Consider the following 17,768-nt stretch of genomic DNA (forward strand, 5'->3'; position numbering starts at 1 on the left):
CTCAGTACTCGTACTTTCGCTCGTAGCCACGCGGCGTTACCATCCGGCCGTCCCAGACGTAGGTCTCGTCGTTGCCGACCAGTAGCGTCGTCGTCATGTCGACGAGATCCGACTCGCCGAGTTCGGGGAGGTCGCGCAGTTCCACGATTTCGATCTCCTCGTCCTCGCGGCCTGCGGCGTGGACGATTCCGACCGGCGTTTCGGGGTCGCGGTGTTCGAGGAGGATCTCACAGCACTTCTCGTAGTTCTCGCGGCGCTTGCGGCTCCAGGGGTTGTAGACCGCAATCGTGAACCCCTCCTTGGCGGCCGCGTGGAGTCGGGACTCGATGGTCGACATCGGCGTCAGATGGTCCGAGAGGCTGATGCTGACGGTGTCGTTCACGAGCGGGGCACCCAGGCGGGCCGCACACGACTGGGCGGCCGGCACCCCGGGTACGACCTCGAAGTCGACGGCGCTGGCCAATCCACCCTTCGACTCCAGAATTTCGAGTGCGAGGCCACCGAGCGCGTAGACGTTCGGGTCGCCGCTCCCGATGATGGCGACGTCGTTGCCGGCGAGCGCCCGGTCGACAGCCTCCTCCGTGCGCGACACCTCGCCGCACATCGGCGTCGAGTAGATATCCTCGGCGCCCTCGACGACGTCGTCCGGCAGGAGGTCGACGTACGTGGTGTAGCCGACGATATGCTCGACACCCCGGAGCGCCTCGATGGCTCGGGCGGTCATGCCACTCGGTTCACCAGGGCCGAGACCGACGGCGACGAGGCGGCCGGGGTCGGCGTCGAAGTCGTCGGCCGTCGCCGCGACGTTCTCGTCGGTCGTGTCGGATTTCGACCCGCCGCACGTCGATCCCGACGTCTCGGTGCTCGACCCGCCACAGGTCGACTCCGAGGTATCGGCCGACTCCGTGTCGGCCTCAGTCGCTCCGCCACACTTCGACTCCGAGGCACCGGTCGACTCCGTGTCGGCCTCGGTCGTCGCGCCACACGTCGATCCGTCGTTCGCGTTGCTCTCGCTCATGGTTAGAAGTCCTCAACGTCACGCCCGCCGCGCGGGGTGACGAGATACGTTTCGAAGTCGTTGCTCCACGTGTCGGTCTCGTGGGTGCCGACGAGGATGGACGTCCCCATCCCGCCGACCTCTTCCTCGTGGGCCGTCGCGTCGCCGAGGGTCGTGACGGTGAACGCCTCGCCGTCGACGTTCCGTCCGGCGTCGCCGCGACCGGCGTCGTTGAAGATGCCGACCGGCACATCGTCGGCCCGTTCCTCGCGGAGGATGGTGATCGCCCGCTCGTAGTTCCGCCAACAGTTGTAGAGGACGATCACGAAGTTGCTAACCGCGGCCGCCCGGAGTTTCTCCTCGATTTCGTCCCAGCCTCGCCACTTATCGGACAGCGAAATCGTGCAGAAGTCATTCGAGAGGGGTGCGCCCATCATGGCCGCGCCGCCGAGCGCCGCGGTGACGCCGGGGACGATTTCGATGGGGACGTCCGTCGCGTCGTCCGCGTCGGCCATCGTAAACACGAGGTCGGACTTGCCGTAGACGTTCGGGTCGCCGCCCGAGACGTGGGCGACGTCCTCGCCAGCGCGGACGCGTTCGAACGCCTCACGGGTGAGTTCGACCTGCTGGCCCATCGACGAGCGGACGACCTCTGGGTCCGTGTCGCGCTCCTCGCCCTCCGGCGGGAGGGTCCCGTCGTCCCGGAGAAACTCCTGGTAGAGATTCGAGGCGATGACACAGTCGGCGCCGGTGATGACCTCCCGGGCGCGCTGGGTCATGTGTGCGGGAAGTCCGGGGCCGATGCCGACAACGTAGAGCGTCCCGTGACCGTCGGTCATCGACCCACCGCCACGGTGACCGCATCGTCGTGTCGCCGCTTCTCGATGAGGAGTTCGTGCTCGCGGCCGGCGGCGATGGCGCTCGCCTCCGCGATGCCCGGCCAGCCGATCAGCTCCTTTGACTTCGAGGGTGTCGGCCCCTCGAAGGCCTCTAAGGTCTCCTTATCGAGGTATGCCACTCCGACGTCGAACTCCCGTGCGGCCTCGATGAGGCCGGGTTCGTCCTCCTTACGGGTGGCCGTCGCGACGAACTCCACGTCGTCGGGTGTGAGACCCGCCTCTTCGAGGGCCGTTCGCCAGGCCGCGAGGAACTGGTCGGCGTCGGCGCCGGAGACGCTCCCGGTCCCGAGGACGACGCCGTCGTCCGTGTTCCGCTTGAGGACGGTCACGTCGTCGCCGACGAGAACCGCCCGCGGCCCGTCGAGGCGGGCGACCGGCCCCAGGTCGTCGTCGAGGACCGCGAGGTTCGTCGCCACCGTCGAGTCGCCGTTGACGACGTGCGTATCGAGCGCCTTCGCCCGACTCTCGACGCCTTGCTTGCCCGCCGCCTCCGACGCCGTCGTCATCGCGGGGACAGCACCGAGGCCGGCGAGGTCGCCTGCCACCTGATTCGCGCCGTGGTGGCCGCCGGTCAGTGGGATGGCCCACGTCAACTCCTCGTCGACGACGACCACCGCGGGGTCGTCCCACTTGTCGTCGAGGAGGGGCGCGGTCTTTCGCATGGCGATGCCGCTCGCCATCAGGCCGACGAAGCAGTCGTACTCGCCCCAGTGCTCCGCGAAGACGTCGCCGTGATATTCGAGGACGTCGATGCGTTCGTACTCGTCCGCGAGGCCGGCCTCGATCTCGGCGGCGGTGTCGAGTTTGCGCTCGAAGCCGATGATCGCGATTTCCTCGGCGACCTCCCCGTCGCTGTCGGGGGTGCTACAGCCGTCGTCCGTCGTGTCGGTAGTGCTCTCAGTCATGGTTGGTCTCGGTCGTGGTGTCGCTCTCGGGGTCGCTTTCCTCGTCCTCGCCCTCACCGTTCGCCCAGTCGCCGTAGAGGTAGGACCGCTCGTACCCGGCGCCGGTGGCCGCCTCGCCGATGATCACCAGCGCCGAGGCGCGGTAGCCGGCCGTCTCGACCTTCTCGCCGATGGTGGCGATGGTGCCCTGGATCACGTCCTCGTCGGGCCAGGAGGCGTGATAGACGACCGCGACGGGCGTGTCGGGGTCGTGGCCGTCCGCCAGCAGGCGGTCCATCGTCTCGCTCACGGCGTGGGTCCCCAGGTAAATGCAGGTCGTCACGTCGCCGAAGCCGACGAAGTCGCTGATGTGGTCCTCCTCGGCCGAGAGGGTCTTGCCCTGGGGCCGGGTGAAGGCAACGTGGTTGGCCACCTCGTTGAGCGTCAGTTGCGTGCCGAGGGTGGCGCTGGCGGCGAACGCCGACGTGACGCCGGGCACGAAATAGGTCGGAACGCCCTCACCTTCGAGGGCGTCCATCTGCTCTAAGGCGGCGCCGTAGACGGCAGGGTCGCCGCTGTGGAGGCGCGCGACCGTCCGCCCGGCCTCGTAGGCGTCGGTCATCAACGGCACCAGTTCTTCGAGGTCCTTGCCGACGCTGTTGACCTGCTCTGCGTCGGCACAGTACGCCTCCAGCAGTTCGCTGTTGACCAGCGAGCCGGCGTGGACGACGAGGTCCGCGTCCTCGACGAGGCGCTTCCCAGTGACGGTGAGCAGTCCCGGATCGCCGGGACCGGCGCCGATGAAGGGAATCCCCTCCCGCAGGTCGCCGGCGGTGTGATCGCCACTCACGCCGACCCCTCCCGCTCGCCGTCCTCGAACGCGGCGGTCGCTAGGTCGCGGTCCAGTCCCTCCCGCTCGGCGTAAGCGAGCGTGTAGTAGTCACGCTCGACCACCTCGGTGGGGTCGCGCGTGACCGTCGTCTCCCCCTGTTCCATGAACAGGCGGCGGCCGTACCGGACGTCGTAGCCGGCGTCGACGAGTTGCTCGTGGGTGGTCACCGCGTCGGTCACCTTGAACAGGATCATCCGGTCGGGACCGATTGGCGCCGCGCCGTCGGCGGCCTCGCGGAGCGAGAGGCCGGTGCCAGCCTCGATTTCGACGCCCAGCGCCGTCGCGAACGCGGTGACGGCGCTCACCCCCGGAACCACCTTCACGCCCACGTCGGGGTGGAAGGCCGACAGCGTCCGCCGGAGGTGCCCGAACGTCGAGTAGACGTTCGGGTCGCCAAGGGTGACGAAGGCAACGTCGTCGTCGGCCGCCGTCTCCGCGACGGCGTCCGCGGCCGTCCGCCACGCTCGCCGGAGTTCATCAGGGTCACGGGTCATCGGGAAGTCCAGGTCACCGAGTTTCGACGCCGGGACGTACTCGCGGGCGACGGTCCGCGAGAGGCGGCCGGGCGAGTAGACCGTCGAGACGGAGTCGAGGACGCGCTTGCCGCGGACGGTGATCAGGTCGGCCTGGCCCGGGCCGAGACCGACGCCGTAGACGGTCACGCGAGACCGCCCCCGTCGCGGCGCCCGACGACGACGTAGACGGGGTTGTCCGCCTGAAAACTCGTCGCGCCGGCGAGTTCGTAGCCGTGATTCACCTGAATCTGGAGGACCTCCGAGAGGAGGTCACGGTCGCGGAAGGCGTCGACGGCACGGCCCGCCACCTCGACGCGGGAGACGTTCATCACCACCCGGTCGACGTCCGTCGCCACGGCGTGATCGAGGACGGCTTCGAAGTTCCGACTCCCGCCCAAGAACATGGCGTCCGCGTCGTCGGGAAGGCCCGCCGGCGCCTCCGCCTCGCGAAGCGATACCTCGGCGTCGTACTCGTTTGCGGCGAGATTCTTCCGCGTCACCGCCAGTCGGTCGGGCTTGCGCTCGATTGCGGTCACCCGACCGGCACGGCGGGCCGCCTCCACCGTGACCGCGCCGGTACAGGAGCCAACGTCGACGAAGTGATCCGCGGGTTGCAGGTCCAACTTCCGGAGCGTTACCCCGCGAATCTCCGCTTTCGTCGGCCCGGCCTTCGCGTCGTGTGGAAGCGCTACCTGAGGCATCACCACCACCATTTCGCGCCCACATGAAAACAATTTTGCTTGTCCTATAAAAATCGAACTTTCACTTCTGTCGGCGGGTCAGGCCGGCTCAAACTCGTCGAGGAAGGACGCGATGTCGTCACGGATCGACACCACGTCGCCGACGACGGTGGTCGCGGGGGGCGTGATGGTGGAGTCGTCCGCGTCGTCGACGATAGTGTCGAGGGTGCCCCGGACGACGCGCTGATCGTCCCACGCAGCCTTCTGGACGAGGGCGACGGGCACGTCGCCGTCGACGCCCTCCTCCCCAAGGGCGGAGACGTTGCGCTCCAGCGTCCGGACGCCCATGAGGATGACAAGCGTCGATCCGTTTCGAATCTCGTCGGCGAGTGCCGCCCAGTCGAGCGTCGAGGCGCCCTTGTCGGGTGTCTCGTGGCCTGTGATGACCGTAAATCGAGAGGCCACATCGCGGTGGGTGAGTGGGATGCCGGCGAGTCCGGGGGCGGCGATCACGCTGGAGACGCCCGGCACGACCTCGAACCGGACGTCGTTGGCGGCGAGATACTGGGCCTCCTCGCCGCCACGGCCGAAGACGAACGGGTCGCCGCCTTTCAGGCGGACGACGGCGTCGCCGGCAGCCGCGCGGTCGGCCAAGCGCTCGTTGATCTCCGCCTGTGGCGTCTTGCGGTCGGCGCGCTTGCCGACGTCGATCACCTCGACTGCGGCGGGGATGCGGTGGACCAGCGTATCCCGGGTGAGAGCGTCGTGAAACACCACGTCGGCGGTTGCGATCAGCCGCCACGCCCTGACCGTCAGCAGGTCCGGATCGCCCGGTCCCGCGCCGACCAGATACACCCGTCCGGCGGCCGCACGCGACCGCTCGGGCATCGCGTGCTCGGGCGACCGGCGGATCGCCTCGTCGTCGGCGTCCTGGGGGCGCCTCTGCGGTCCGTTCCCCGTTCCCGGTCCGCGAGCGGTGTCCTCTTCCATCGGTAGATAAGCGCTGATTGCAGTAACTTCAATCTACTTGTGTTTCTGTCGGATGCGGCCGGTTTCCAAAGTTCGGTTTCGTTATCGCAAGCGGTATTGTTTTTGCGTGGGAGGTAATCGGCACCGACGGGAAGTGATCTCGACGTGCATATCATGGAAGGTTTTCTGCCACCGGTTTGGGCGGTCGTCTGGACAGTCCTGGCGTTTCCCTTCGTCGCGTACGGCGCGCGGCGGACGCTGTCGGCCGTCCGAACTGACGCCCGCACGAAGGCACTCGTCGCGGTGGCCGCGGCGTTCGTGTTCGTGCTCTCGGCGCTCAAACTCCCCTCGGTGGCGGGGAGTTCGTCACACCCGACCGGAACGGGACTCATGGTCGTGCTCTTTGGCCCTGCGGTCACCGCCTTCGTCTCCGTCATCGTCCTCCTCTACCAAGCGGTCCTCCTCGCCCACGGCGGGTTGACGACTCTCGGCGCCAACGTCTTCTCGATGGGAATCGTCGGCCCGTTCGTCGGGTGGGTGGCGTACCGGGCCGTCCGACCGCGGCTGTCGCTCGAACGCGCCACCTTCGTCGCCGCGGCGGTCACCGACTGGACGACGTATCTGGTCACCTCCGTCCAACTCGGGATGGCCTTCCCTGCGGGAGGGGACCCGGCTGGCGTCCTCGCCGCGGCGCTCGATTTCGCCGCGGTGTTCACCGTCACACAACTCCCCATCGGCGTCCTCGAAGGCCTCCTCGCGGCGGCGATGGTTGGGTATCTCTGCCGTCTCGACACCCTCGACGGGACCCGGCTGGGGGTGGCCTCGTGAGACGACACCTGTTGCTCGGCGTCATCGTCGCCCTCGCCGTCTTCCTCCTCGCGACGGCAGGGGGCAACCTGGCCGGCACCGACGGGCAGGCGGTCGCCGAGATCGAGGATCGGACACCGGCGTACGACCGCTGGGCAGCCCCCGTCTGGGCGCCGGCCCCCACGGGCGAGGCGCTCCTCTTTGCGCTTCAGGGGGGCGTCGGGGCGGTCCTCTTAGGACATTACCTCGACCGGTTGCGGACGGGTGACGGGGATGCACCGGACGCTTGAGGACGTCCAGGTGACCTCCACGCCCGTCGTCGAGGGCCCGTTGCGGGTGTATTTCGTCCTCGTCGCGCTCTTGCTCACCGCGACGACGGCGCGACCGGCCGTCTACGCCGTCGCCACCCTCGCGTTCGCCTGTCTGTCGATTCACGCCGCCGGGTGGTCGTACGTCACGCTGCTGCGATACCCCGTCGCCTTCTTGCTCCCGAGCGTGGTGGTCGTCGCCGTCGTCACTCCCGGGACGCCGGTCCTCACCCTCCCGGTCGTGACCATCACCGACCGCGGCCTCGCCGTCGCCGCGACGACCGGCTTTCGGGCGGTCGCATCGCTCTCCGTGCTGTCGTTTCTGGCGCTGACGACGACGGTCCCCGAACTGGTCGCCGCCCTCGACGACCTCCGGCTTCCCTCGGGGGTGATCGAACTCCTGTTGCTCGTCTACCGTGGCATCCAGGTCCTCGTCGAGCGGTCGGCCCGCCTCCACACCGCTGCCCGCCTCCGCGGCGGGTTCGACTCCCGGCGCACCCTGTTTCGCACGACGAAACGCGTCGGCGCGTCGCTGCTGGTTGGGTCGATAGACCGAGCGGAGGCGTTCGAGCGCGCCATGGCGTCGCGCAACTACGCCGGTCGGATGCCCGTCCCCGAGTACGAAAACGGGGGGTACGCCGTCGTCGGTGTCGTGCTCGTCGCTCTGGTCGCCGCGAGGTGGGTCGTGTGATCGAGACGGTCGACCTTCACTTCGGCTACGGCGACCGCTCCGTTCTCCGAGGGGTGGCGTTCACCGCCCCGACAGCGGCGGTGACGGTGCTTCTCGGGCGCAACGGTGTCGGCAAGTCGAGTCTGCTCAAGCAGTTCAACGGCCTGCTGGAACCCGACCAGGGGCACGTCGTCGTCGGCGGCGAGCGCGTCGCGTACGACAGCGAGGCGCTTCGTGCCCTCCGCCGTCGGGTCGGGTTCGTCTTCCAGCGCCCCGACGACCAACTCGTTGCCCCGACGGTCGGGGAGGACGTCGCGTTCGGCCCGGCCAACCGCGACGGCGGCGGGGACACGGCGGCCCGCGTCGCGCGGGCACTCTCCCGTGTCGGCCTCGACGGCTACGAGGACCGACTCTGTAGCCGGTTGAGCAACGGCGAGCGAAAGCGGGTCGCTCTCGCGGGCGTGTTGGCGATGGACCCCGACTACGTCGTCCTCGACGAACCGACCGCGGGGCTGGACGGCGAGGGCACGCGCGCCCTCGTCGACTTGATCCGTGGCCTGACCGAGGAGGGGATCACGTTCGTGATCGCGACCCACTATCCGGGCTTCGCCGCGGCCGTCGGCGACCGCTTCAGGGTGCTCGACGCGGGGCGAGTCGCGTACCGCGGCCAGTCACTCGACGGCGCCGACGCCGAGCGCTTCGGCTTGCGACACTTCGGCGACGTGGGGTGAGCGGCGAGCCTCGACGACAGTATAAGTAACTACCCGAGTCCACGTTACTGGGAATCGGATCGGTTATTTAACCCTCCAACGTTACACGTCTCGATGAGAGGCGGCCGGTGTCGGCGGGCCCCGAGTTGGATGACTGCCAGCGACATGCCATGCCGATCAGGAACTCTGTCCCGCCCACGAAAGCGTCGTCGTCGCCTCTCGGTCACTCACCGACTGTTTCTCGCCCCGTACTCACGGGTCACGCCATCGAAAGTGCATTTACGAGGTGGGCGTCTACACACGGCACATGACCGACGAACCTACCGCGTCCGCCTGGTTTCAGGACGTGACCCCTGGCGACGCCGACGCGGCCCGCGACGCCATCGACGACGGCGGGACGACGGACCCGGCAGATTGGCCCGCCCGCGCCGTCGCGTCCGGCTTCGCGGCCGACGAAGCGACGTATTACGACCGGTTACACGAGGCCACGGTGACCGCGACCCGGGCGGCGGTCAGGGAGCGCGAACGGGCCGACGACCAGCAGTTGATCCACTGCATCCGGGCCATGGACGACGCCGAGCGGACGGCCAACGAACTCGCGGAGCGGGTCGCCGAGTGGGCGGGCGCGCTGTTCGACGACGCCGACACGGGCGTCGCCGGCGCGCGGTCGGTGGCCGAACGTGACGCCGAGACGGCGGCGGAGCGCCGGGCCGTCTCGCTCGCCGAGCGAGTGGTCGACCTGGCCGACGAGGCCGACGACCTGCGCGCGTACATCGAGCGGGCGGCGCCCGCGGTGGCGCCAAATCTGTGCCGGATGGCCGGGCCGGTGCTCGCGGCGCGGCTGATCGCCCTCGCCGGCGGCCTCGATACCCTCGCGAAGAAGCCCTCGGGGACGGTACAGGTACTCGGCGCCGAGGACGCGCTGTTCGCTCACCTCTCGGGGCGGGCGCCGTCGCCGAAACACGGCGTCATCTACACCCACGACTACGTCCGAAACACCCGCCCCGCGGACCGTGGGTCGGCCGCCCGGGCGCTCGCCGGCAAACTCACCATCGCGGCACGGATCGACCACTACGCCGGCGACATCCGGCCGTCGGTCCACGAGGAACTCGACGAACGGATCGCCACCATCCGCGCGAGGGCCGACCAATGACTCTCCCCGAGGGAGTCTCGCGACGCCGCGTCGACGACCGAGAACGACTCGCTACTCGCGGGGAGCCGGTGTACGGCGAACCGACGGACGGGCCGTGGCGCCTGTGGGACGCCGGGCGGTCGAAGCTCGGCGCGATGCTAGAACTCGGCCTCGATACCGGCCTCACGGGGGGAGAGGGCGTCCTCTATCTCGGCGCCGCGAGCGGGACGACGGTCAGCCACGTCGCCGACTTCGCGGGGCCAACCTACGCCGTCGAGTTCGCGCCCCGGCCGGCCCGCGACCTGGTCGACGTCGCGGCGTCCCGCCCCAACCTGTTCCCCCTCCTGAAGGACGCGCGCCGTCCCGAGACGTACGCCCACGTCGTCGAATCGAACCTCGACGTGTTGATACAGGACGTAGCGACTCGCGGTCAGGCCCGCGTTGCGGCCCGTAACCGGCGATTTCTCGCCCCCGATGGTCGCCTCCTCGCAGCCATCAAGGCCAGAAGCGAAGACGTGACCCGCGAACCCGCGGCCGTCTTCGAGGACGTCCTCGCGACCCTGCGCGACCGTTACGAGATACTGGCGACGGCGCGACTCGACCGCTACCACGACGACCACCTCGCCGTCGTCGCGCGTCCGCTGGCGGAGTGAGGGTCGACGCCTAGTATCAGCCGGTGATACAACCCGGAAAACTTCTTGGTGCGAGCGCCCCGAGGCTCGCCTATGGCGTTCACCGACGACCTGCAACCGACGGCGACGGCCCTGTGGGACGAGATTGTGGCCCATCCGATGGTGGCTCGGCTGGGCGACGGCACCCTCGACGTGGAGCCGTTCGAGTACTGGGTGCGACAGGACTACGTCTATCTGATCGACTACGCCCGCGTGTTCGCCCACGGCGCCGCGAGCGCGCCGTCGCTCGAACAGATGGGTACCTTCGCGGAACTCCTCCACGAGACGGTCGACACCGAGATGGACCTCCACCGCGCGTACGCCGCGGAGTTCGGGATCAGTGAAGCCGATCTGGAGGCGACCGACCCCTCGCCGACGACCCGTGCCTACACTGACTTCCTCGTGCGGACAGCCGCCACGGGCACCTTCGGCGAACTGGTCGCCGCGCTACTCCCCTGCATGTGGGGGTTCAACGAGACGGCGCGCCGACTCGAAGCCGACGGCATGCCGGACGACGAGCGGTACGCGGAGTGGATTCGGACCTACGCTGGCGAGGAGTTCTCGGAACTGACCGCGTGGTGTAAGGAGTTGATGGACGAGGTGGCGGCGGAGGCCCCCGCGACGGCACGCGAGCGGTACCGCGACCGCTTTGTCACCTCGGCGCGCTACGAGTATCGGTTCTGGGACGCCGCCTGGCGCGGGGAGACGTGGACGGTCGACCCGGCGTAGCCGACGACGGCCGCTCGACCGGATCCAGCGAGCGTCGACCCTGGCGGCCGACACCGGGACGACCGGCCATCCGAACGTTGACGATCACCGCCACACCGACGGAGTCAGACGGCGAGACCCCATCGAGCGGTGCCGAGCAGCGGTGATGCACACGTCCGCGAGGTTGAACCGTCCGGAGCCACTAGATCATGTACCGTGCCATAGGCACGGTGCCGTCGGGAGCTTCCCCCCGCTCCCGACAGCCGCGGCAGGTCACGCCGGCGTCGCCTCTTCGATCAGGTCGGCGACGTACTGATTCTCCCACTCGCGGCGCGCTTCGAGCTCCCGGCGTCCACGACGCGTCAGCGTGTAGTAGTTGGTGCGGCGGTCCCGCTGACCCTTGTCGATGAGTCCCTTCTCGACGAGGGTGTCGAGATTCGGATACAGGCGGCCGTGGTGGATCTCGCTCTCGTAGTAATGCTCGAGTTCTTCCTTGATTGCGAGTCCGTGGGGTTCGTCCAGGCCGGCGATCACGTACAGGAGATCTCGCTGGAAACCGGTCAAGTCGTGCATCGTCGTCCATCGTTTATATCTCGATGCTTATACGTCTTCCGTGGGAGGACACGATGCGTCCGGATTCGTGCCAATAGCCGTCAAAATCGCCCATCGAACCGATTCACCGGAACTCGCCCAGCGTCCCGACCGACCGGATCGGCGGCGAAATCCGGCGACATCACCGCCCGTTGATACTGGGATCGGGTCGTCTCGGCGGCACCCGGTGGGCGTCGTACGACGACCGACGATAGGTCGCAGTTCGGCGGGCAGAATCGGGGAGCGGCGTCCGGGGACATCTCGGGACGATTACAGGAGATCGGGACGGCCGGGGGGGTGTTCGGTCGGCGTCCACGACTTATTTAATCGGCGGCCTCAAACGACGCGTCGATGGATCTCGGCTCGCGGGACGCCTTCGAGCGGATGGGTACGCTCGGCATCGAAGAGGAGTTCTACATCGTCGACGAGGCGGGGCGACCGACCGCCGGTATCGACGACCTGATCTACGGGAGCGACCCTCCCGAACCCCTCGTCGACCGCCTCGATCACGAACTGTTTCAGTTCACCATCGAGACCCAGACGCCGCTGATCGAGCGCCCGGGCGACGCGGCCGACGCGCTATCGACGGTCCGGGAGGCGCTGGTCGACCACGCCGCCGCCCACGGCTACCGGATCGCAGCCGCCGGTCTCCACCCGACGGCGAAGTGGCGCGAACTCGATCACGCCACCAAAGAGCGGTACCGTGCCCAACTCGACCGCATCCAGTACCCTCAACATCGCAACACCACCGCGGGGCTTCACGTCCACGTCGGCGTCGACGACGCGGACAAGGCGACGTGGATCGCCAACCGCCTCCGGTGGTATCTGCCGCCGATCCTCGCGCTCTCGGCGAACTCGCCCTTCTGGAACGGCTTCGACACCGGTCTGGCTTCGGCCCGCGCGAAGATCTTCGAGAACCTCCCCAACACCGGCATCCCGACGGCCTTCGAGGACTTCGAGGCGTACCGGCGATTCGAGCGACGGATGGTCGAGACCGGATCGATCAACGACCGCGGCGAACTCTGGTACGACGTGCGTCCGCACACGGGCCACGGCACCGTCGAGGTACGAACCCCGGACGCCCAGGCCGACCCCGACCGCGTCCTCGCCATCGCCGAGTACGTCCACGCGCTGGTTCTCGATCTGGCCGACCGGTACGACGACGGGGAGACTGGTCCCTCGCTCCGCCGCGAGTTCTTGGACGAGAACAAGTGGCGTGCCATGCGCTACGGTCACGACGCCGCCTTCGTCGAGCGGTCGGGCGAGGACACCGTGTCGCTCGACACCCTCGTCGACCGGGAGTGTGATCGCCTCGGCGTCGACGGCCTCCGCGACCTACTCGACGCGCCGAGCGGCGCGGCCACCCAGCGCCGCCTGCGCCGCGAAGCGGGCGTCGCGGCGCTTCGCGAGTCGTTACTGCTCGACTGAGCGCAGCAAGCTTTTTACTGTCGGGTTCTGACCTTCAGACGAGAACATATGTCTGAAGAGAACGGCTCCGAACGGCTCGACGCAGACGAAGAGGCGACCGTGGACGACGTATCACCCCGCGAGCGCCTGGAAGCCGAGGCGGACCGGGCGGTCACGGAGTTCGACGAGGGCGTCGTCGACCTGTTGGCGTGGATTCTCGACACGGAGACGCGCGCACGGATCTACGTCTATCTCAGACAGCATCCCGGATCGACGAGCGACGAAGTCGCGGAGGGGACCGGACTCTACCCGAGTACGGTCCGAGAGGCCCTGGCCCAACTCCACGAGGAAGGAACTGTCGAGCGCCGCAAACGCGAGAGCGCGGGCGCCGGCAACAACCCCTACGAGTACGAGGCCATCGCGCCGAGCACGCTCGTCCACGACGCCGTCGGCCAGGTCCAAGAGCAGTTGAACGCCGTGTTCAACCTGGAGCGACGGTCGGAAGACCGGGCGGAAGGCGGTGAGGCCGACCCCGTCCGGATCACTGTCGAGGACGCCGACGAGTAAGCTGTCGAGGGAACGAAGCGAGAGCGGGCGGACTCGATGAGTCGACCCGTTTAAGTCTCGCCGATTCGTGTGCCCGGATATGCAGGTCGCGCTTGGCGGGACGTTCGACCCGGTGCACGACGGACACCGAGCCCTGTTCGACCGGGCGTTCGAACTCGGCGACGTCACCGTCGGACTCACGAGCGACGACCTTGCCGCCGAGACGCGGAAGGTACCCCGGCGCGTACGTCCCTTCGAGAAACGGCGGGCGGACATCGACGCCGAACTCGACCCCCTCGCTGCGGCGTACGACCGCTCCTACCGCATCCGACGACTCGACGAACCCACCGGCATCGCCACCGAATTGGGCTTCGACGCCATCGTCGTCTCGCCGGAGACCCGGGACGGCGCCGAGCGTATCAACGAGATTCGGGCGGACCGCGGACTCGCCCCTCTCCGGGTCGAGATGGTCGATCACGTCCCCGCCGAGGACGGCGAACGCATCTCCTCGACGCGGATCGTCCGCGGCGAAATCGACCGCCACGGCAACCTCACGCCCGAACGCACCCCCGAGACGGACTGATACGAATTGTTGTAACTGTTTACCAGTAGTTCGCCGAGACGGTCCGGCGAACCACTGGTAATGACTTACGATAACCCGTATGACGCCTCACCACTCCGGCGGGCGGAACCCCGAGTCCGACAGCAGTTCCTTCCACCGCCCCTGGACGCTCAGTCGCGTCACGTCCATCGCCGCCGCCACCGCCCTCTGGGATCGTTCCTCGCCAGCGATCAAGGCGCCGGCGTAGAGACTGGCGGCCGCGACGGCCGGTTTCGAGCGGTCCTCATCGGGGACGTTCGAGAGGAAGAGATCCACCGCGTTGGACCGCGCCTCGGAACCGAGATCAAGCCCGTCCGCCGCCCGCGTCAGTCGGGCCACCCACTCCTCGTTGTCGACGCGGTCCCGCGCCCGATACATATCCTACCCTTCGTCGCCGGGGCATTTAATTTTCCGAACGAGACGACAGCTACTTACGCCGCTCGGCGGCGAATCGTCCGTGGGGACAGACCGCGCTCCCTGTACGTCCATTCGAGAAACTCGCGGTCACGTCAGGGTTCAGATTCGGGAATTCGGTCGTCGGAAAGACGAAACGACATATCGGATGGCAGGTTGTTCAAACCAATAACAGTTCAGCAGAAGCGTACCTGAATTGGCACTCAAGGGTGTATTAGTCCGTCACCATTCCCCTGAAAACTCAACATCAAGTCCGCACCGATCAGCTACACCCTGAATATGACGCCTTTTCGTCTCCTTATCCATATGCGTGTCAAGATAGTAGCCCTGTACCAATTCCTGAAAGTGTCTCATAGCTTGTTCATCATGCGGAGAAGCAGGTTTATAGTTGATTATGGCCTTCTCTCTTCCGGGAATATACGATAGTGGATTGATTTTAGAAATCAGGTCGCGGTTCTGAATCAGATAATTCACCGCCTCTGCCATTACTTCGCTTTGACCTTGTACGTCTGCCCGAACGCCTCAACGGAGTATTCTAATTGGGTATTCTGCGGAATCTGTCAGTCAAGAAGGCTCAAGAAATCACGAAGAACAGCGGCCTTCGTGTTGGCCTCGTCCATCTGCGGGGAAGAGTCGAGAACGGCGTCAGATTGGTCGACATCCTCCCTAACAGCGTCCCTCTCCATGTCGTTCTGTCACGTCACAGCGGCGGCTTATCAAACCCTGCGAACGAATCTCGGAGTAAGAGAATGTCAGTCGTAGTAGCTCACGCGCTCGACAACTTCTGCGAAGGCGACGTTCTCGCTCACGTCAGTAATCTCGACGGTGACACGCTCGCCCTGTTCGGTGTCGGGGACAATGACGACGAATCCACGCTCGACGCGAGTGATACCGTCGCCCTGTTCGCCAATGTCTTGGATTTCGACGGTGCGCTGTTCGCCTTCTTCGACAGGTGGCTTCTGTGGGTCATGTTCGCGCTCTGTTTCGGTTTCGGTCTCGTCGGGTCCGTCCTTGGACGAGGCTGGTAGAAGCGCCACCCGATACGTCTCGCCGTCCTGAAGGTCGCCAAGGCGAACCTCTCGCTCGGGAACCTCGACAACGTAGAAGTTACCCCGTTCTTCGACGGTCGCAGAAAACAGACAGCGAAGTTGCTCCGATATTTCCATCAGTAGTATCTTGAACGACATAGGCGACAAAAAACACTTGACTTCTACTGTCTCCGACTACTCCAGTACTACAACGTCTTCGCACACCGTCCCCTCGGCCGACACGCTCTCGTGACAGTCAATCATCGAATATGTGTGTCTCGTAGGCGTCACTCGATTCACGAAGTAACCGTTCTGTCCCGTCGTGGTTCTGAATTTCTCCTTCTTCGAGACTTTGGTTGACTTCTTCGATGGTTTCAGCCGTTACTTTCTCCGTTACCTCGAACTCTTCGACAGGCCGGACGACACCCCACAGCGCCCCAACTGCGTGAAGCACGACAGCCAACGGTGTCAGAAGCAAGAAGATAGGCCAGAGTATCGGATGTTTCCGATATGCAATGACGCCGAGGAACATATACACGAACAAGATACCGAGCAAAGCCGTTGAAATTAGACTGTAGAGTTCAACGCCGGGGGCCGTACCGGGAAGCAGATACGAAGCGATGGCCAACAACGGCACGAACGGAGAGAACGCCCACGCAATGATGCGGGTGAAGTAGAGTGGTCGGTACAACAACGGAAGGAGATAGTCGTCTTTGACTGTCCCGGACATCCATCGACGCCGCTGTTTGAGCATTGATTTGACCGATGGTGGGGCTTGATTCCGGAAGCGTAAATCCACAAGTTGGTATGTAAGGTCGTACTCTTTCGCGGCACGCCATATCAGATTCGTATCCTCGGTAATCGTCGCTACGTCCCATCCGATTTCCTGTTCGATTTCGTGGCGGATAGCAAACCCACCGCCCCACGCGTAGAGCGGATACGACAGTCGATGAAACCCGAGTTGCTCGAACTGGTAGCCAGTCCGGAAGACCTCACAGAGATACGTCAGCCGAGAGCCAGTGTATATCGGTTTCTCCGTGAACTGAATGAAATCGGCGTCCGGGAGTCCGGTGAAATCCGTCACGAGGGTATCCTCGTCGAGATAGAGAACGTACTCCTCGTCACAGGCTACGTTGCGCCGCGCCCATTCGACAGCACGTCCCTTGTTCGTTGCGTCACAAATGAACTCGTCTGGCACGACGTGGACTGTCGCCCCGTCGATAGCAATATCGGCCTCGGCAATGACACGAACATCTGTCAGGCCGTCCGGTATCGCGTTGACGGTCTGTTGGACGACCGGCTCGGCGTCAATTGTAAGGATACGGACTTGAATGTCGTCTAATCCCCATACTTCAGTGCTATCTGGCTTCCACCCGTGCGAAAGAACGAATGTTTCGATAATCCACCAGAGAGAAGAAAACCCGTACACGACGAGAGCGGCCCACAACAGTATAGAGAGTAGAACTTGGGCTGAAACAAATTCCACCATAGCGTATTCGGGACTATGTTCATGCGCATTACTAACTTTTCATCCACGACCTGACAACCACATAATGAGTTCGATAATCGCCCACCTCACAGGGATTGTTCAAACCGAACCACGGAACGATTCAAGACGGTCTTTGTCCGGTGAGAAATACTGTTCGGCGGCATCACTCCGGAGTCATTATACGCCGGACACTCGGCCCACATGCGCTCGGTGCCGTCGTCCTTCTAGTTAAATGAGACGCCACGCAGTAGGGATACACTCGCCGCAGTCCGGGCAACGACCGAGAGACGATTCGTCGGGAGTCATGGGCCGGAGTTCGTCGTTGGGCTACTCGTCAGTCAATGTCCCCAATCTTCCGAGCGCACGCCACCGCGAGATTGCGCCGCTTCCACTCTTCGTCGTCAGTCAGTTTCTCGTCGGCGTCTTCTAACGCGAGTTCTTCGGCCGCTTCCGCCGACTGTGGGACGCGGACTGGTGGATTCTTGGACTGTCCGTCGTTCATACTCATACTATCGGCCGCGAGACGTGCACTTCTTTCGCTGGTTGGACGACCGATTACGGTGGACGAAGGGCGGGACAGACGAAACAGGCGTAGGAACACCACGACAAAGTCGGCTCATTGGTGAAAATGTCCACAGCGGGTAGCCCTGCGACATAGTAAGTTTATAAAGTTATAGCCGCTAAATCCGCTTGCCGGAGCGAAAACCGGCAAACAGAGTACGAGCGCGGGTAGCCAAGCCAGGAAAAGGCGCAGCGCTTAGGACGCTGTCCCGTAGGGGTCCGCCGGTTCAAATCCGGTCCCGCGCACTGAACGAGGCGACTGAGAGAGCAAGTCCGAATTAAACTCTCG

Annotated in this window: 23 protein-coding genes, 1 tRNA gene and 1 pseudogene; 11 read left to right on the forward strand and 14 right to left on the reverse strand. The window is 65.6% G+C overall.

The features are described from left to right. Nucleotide 1 precedes the first annotated feature (1 nt). From cobJ to cobA, 7 genes are all read right to left on the reverse strand, one after another. The gene (gene cobJ / locus NO878_RS04080; RefSeq protein ID WP_256404683.1) at nucleotides 2-1,018 is read right to left on the reverse strand and encodes a precorrin-3B C(17)-methyltransferase; all 1,017 of its coding nucleotides are present in this window, start codon (nucleotides 1,016-1,018) and stop codon (nucleotides 2-4) included. A gap of 2 nt (nucleotides 1,019-1,020) precedes the next feature. Continuing rightward, nucleotides 1,021-1,836: a precorrin-3B C(17)-methyltransferase gene (locus NO878_RS04085; protein WP_256404684.1), complete on the reverse strand. Its 816-nt coding sequence runs from the start codon at nucleotides 1,834-1,836 to the stop codon at nucleotides 1,021-1,023. After that, nucleotides 1,833-2,801, reverse strand: coding sequence for a cobalt-precorrin 5A hydrolase (gene cbiG / locus NO878_RS04090; protein WP_256404685.1), 969 nt, complete (start codon nucleotides 2,799-2,801; stop codon nucleotides 1,833-1,835). Before cbiG ends, NO878_RS04085 begins: the two co-directional genes overlap by 4 nt. Next, nucleotides 2,794-3,630, reverse strand: coding sequence for a cobalt-precorrin-4/precorrin-4 C(11)-methyltransferase (locus tag NO878_RS04095; protein ID WP_256404686.1), 837 nt, complete (start codon nucleotides 3,628-3,630; stop codon nucleotides 2,794-2,796). Before NO878_RS04095 ends, cbiG begins: the two co-directional genes overlap by 8 nt. After that, the gene (locus NO878_RS04100; protein WP_256404687.1) at nucleotides 3,627-4,334 is read right to left on the reverse strand and encodes a cobalt-factor II C(20)-methyltransferase; all 708 of its coding nucleotides are present in this window, start codon (nucleotides 4,332-4,334) and stop codon (nucleotides 3,627-3,629) included. Before NO878_RS04100 ends, NO878_RS04095 begins: the two co-directional genes overlap by 4 nt. Beyond that, complete coding sequence (cbiT, locus tag NO878_RS04105) at nucleotides 4,331-4,888, reverse strand: precorrin-6Y C5,15-methyltransferase (decarboxylating) subunit CbiT (protein ID WP_256404688.1); 558 nt, start codon at nucleotides 4,886-4,888, stop codon at nucleotides 4,331-4,333. Before cbiT ends, NO878_RS04100 begins: the two co-directional genes overlap by 4 nt. Nucleotides 4,889-4,966: 78 nt before the next feature. Next, nucleotides 4,967-5,857, reverse strand: coding sequence for a uroporphyrinogen-III C-methyltransferase (gene cobA / locus NO878_RS04110; RefSeq protein ID WP_256404689.1), 891 nt, complete (start codon nucleotides 5,855-5,857; stop codon nucleotides 4,967-4,969). Between the two features lie 144 nt (nucleotides 5,858-6,001). Between cobA and NO878_RS04115 the strand changes: the two genes are divergently transcribed. From NO878_RS04115 to tenA, 7 genes are all read left to right on the forward strand, one after another. Continuing rightward, nucleotides 6,002-6,664 (forward strand): energy-coupling factor ABC transporter permease, encoded by a 663-nt coding sequence (locus tag NO878_RS04115; RefSeq protein WP_379823908.1) that lies wholly within the window; start codon nucleotides 6,002-6,004, stop codon nucleotides 6,662-6,664. After that, on the forward strand, nucleotides 6,661-6,933 hold the full coding sequence (locus NO878_RS04120) for an energy-coupling factor ABC transporter substrate-binding protein (RefSeq protein WP_256404691.1): 273 nt from the start codon (nucleotides 6,661-6,663) through the stop codon (nucleotides 6,931-6,933). Before NO878_RS04115 ends, NO878_RS04120 begins: the two co-directional genes overlap by 4 nt. Next, entirely contained in the window at nucleotides 6,917-7,642 is a 726-nt protein-coding gene (cbiQ, locus tag NO878_RS04125; protein WP_256404692.1) for a cobalt ECF transporter T component CbiQ, read from the forward strand. The genes NO878_RS04120 and cbiQ overlap by 17 nt, the downstream gene beginning before the upstream one ends. After that, the gene (locus NO878_RS04130; protein ID WP_256404693.1) at nucleotides 7,639-8,352 is read left to right on the forward strand and encodes an energy-coupling factor ABC transporter ATP-binding protein; all 714 of its coding nucleotides are present in this window, start codon (nucleotides 7,639-7,641) and stop codon (nucleotides 8,350-8,352) included. Before cbiQ ends, NO878_RS04130 begins: the two co-directional genes overlap by 4 nt. 286 nt (nucleotides 8,353-8,638) lie before the next feature. Then, the gene (locus tag NO878_RS04135) at nucleotides 8,639-9,484 is read left to right on the forward strand and encodes an NOP5/NOP56 family protein (RefSeq protein ID WP_256404694.1); all 846 of its coding nucleotides are present in this window, start codon (nucleotides 8,639-8,641) and stop codon (nucleotides 9,482-9,484) included. Further along, entirely contained in the window at nucleotides 9,481-10,116 is a 636-nt protein-coding gene (locus NO878_RS04140; protein WP_256404695.1) for a fibrillarin-like rRNA/tRNA 2'-O-methyltransferase, read from the forward strand. Before NO878_RS04135 ends, NO878_RS04140 begins: the two co-directional genes overlap by 4 nt. 72 nt (nucleotides 10,117-10,188) lie before the next feature. Beyond that, nucleotides 10,189-10,863 carry a thiaminase II gene (gene tenA / locus NO878_RS04145; protein WP_256404696.1) on the forward strand — a complete coding sequence of 225 codons (675 nt, stop codon included), beginning with the start codon at nucleotides 10,189-10,191 and terminating at the stop codon, nucleotides 10,861-10,863. A gap of 252 nt (nucleotides 10,864-11,115) precedes the next feature. Here tenA and NO878_RS04150 read toward each other — a convergent pair whose 3' ends face one another. After that, entirely contained in the window at nucleotides 11,116-11,415 is a 300-nt protein-coding gene (locus NO878_RS04150) for a PadR family transcriptional regulator (protein ID WP_256404697.1), read from the reverse strand. A gap of 369 nt (nucleotides 11,416-11,784) precedes the next feature. On the opposite strand from NO878_RS04150, the gene NO878_RS04155 reads away from it, so the two are divergent. The 3 genes from NO878_RS04155 (at nucleotide 11,785) to NO878_RS04165 (ending at nucleotide 13,969) form a co-directional block, all read left to right on the forward strand. Continuing rightward, on the forward strand, nucleotides 11,785-12,861 hold the full coding sequence (locus NO878_RS04155) for a glutamate--cysteine ligase (RefSeq protein ID WP_256404698.1): 1,077 nt from the start codon (nucleotides 11,785-11,787) through the stop codon (nucleotides 12,859-12,861). Nucleotides 12,862-12,909: 48 nt separating this feature from the next. Then, complete coding sequence (locus NO878_RS04160; RefSeq protein WP_256404699.1) at nucleotides 12,910-13,407, forward strand: winged helix-turn-helix domain-containing protein; 498 nt, start codon at nucleotides 12,910-12,912, stop codon at nucleotides 13,405-13,407. Nucleotides 13,408-13,486: 79 nt separating this feature from the next. Then, entirely contained in the window at nucleotides 13,487-13,969 is a 483-nt protein-coding gene (locus tag NO878_RS04165) for a phosphopantetheine adenylyltransferase (protein ID WP_256404700.1), read from the forward strand. Between the two features lie 87 nt (nucleotides 13,970-14,056). Here the strand turns inward: NO878_RS04165 and NO878_RS04170 are convergent, their stop codons facing one another. The 6 genes and pseudogenes from NO878_RS04170 to NO878_RS04190 form a co-directional block, all read right to left on the reverse strand. Next, the gene (locus tag NO878_RS04170; RefSeq protein WP_256404701.1) at nucleotides 14,057-14,365 is read right to left on the reverse strand and encodes a cyclin family protein; all 309 of its coding nucleotides are present in this window, start codon (nucleotides 14,363-14,365) and stop codon (nucleotides 14,057-14,059) included. A 258-nt stretch (nucleotides 14,366-14,623) separates the two neighbouring features. Next, the gene (locus NO878_RS04175) at nucleotides 14,624-14,887 is read right to left on the reverse strand and encodes a hypothetical protein (RefSeq protein ID WP_256404702.1); all 264 of its coding nucleotides are present in this window, start codon (nucleotides 14,885-14,887) and stop codon (nucleotides 14,624-14,626) included. A gap of 266 nt (nucleotides 14,888-15,153) precedes the next feature. After that, nucleotides 15,154-15,567 (reverse strand): TRAM domain-containing protein, encoded by a 414-nt coding sequence (locus NO878_RS04180; protein ID WP_256404703.1) that lies wholly within the window; start codon nucleotides 15,565-15,567, stop codon nucleotides 15,154-15,156. A gap of 118 nt (nucleotides 15,568-15,685) precedes the next feature. Then, entirely contained in the window at nucleotides 15,686-16,918 is a 1,233-nt protein-coding gene (locus tag NO878_RS04185; protein WP_256404704.1) for a glycosyltransferase family 2 protein, read from the reverse strand. 231 nt (nucleotides 16,919-17,149) lie between these two features. Further along, nucleotides 17,150-17,224 (reverse strand): annotated as a pseudogene (locus NO878_RS17375) (DUF7837 family putative zinc-binding protein); the annotation flags it as partial. Nucleotides 17,225-17,252: 28 nt separating this feature from the next. After that, nucleotides 17,253-17,426 (reverse strand): hypothetical protein, encoded by a 174-nt coding sequence (locus NO878_RS04190; RefSeq protein ID WP_256404705.1) that lies wholly within the window; start codon nucleotides 17,424-17,426, stop codon nucleotides 17,253-17,255. Nucleotides 17,427-17,641: 215 nt separating this feature from the next. Here NO878_RS04190 and NO878_RS04195 point away from each other — a divergent pair. Continuing rightward, nucleotides 17,642-17,725: transfer RNA gene (locus NO878_RS04195), tRNA-Leu, on the forward strand. Nucleotides 17,726-17,768: the final 43 nt, after the last annotated feature.

The organism is Haloplanus ruber (assembly GCF_024494725.1).
GTDB classification, from domain to species: domain Archaea; phylum Halobacteriota; class Halobacteria; order Halobacteriales; family Haloferacaceae; genus Haloplanus; species Haloplanus ruber.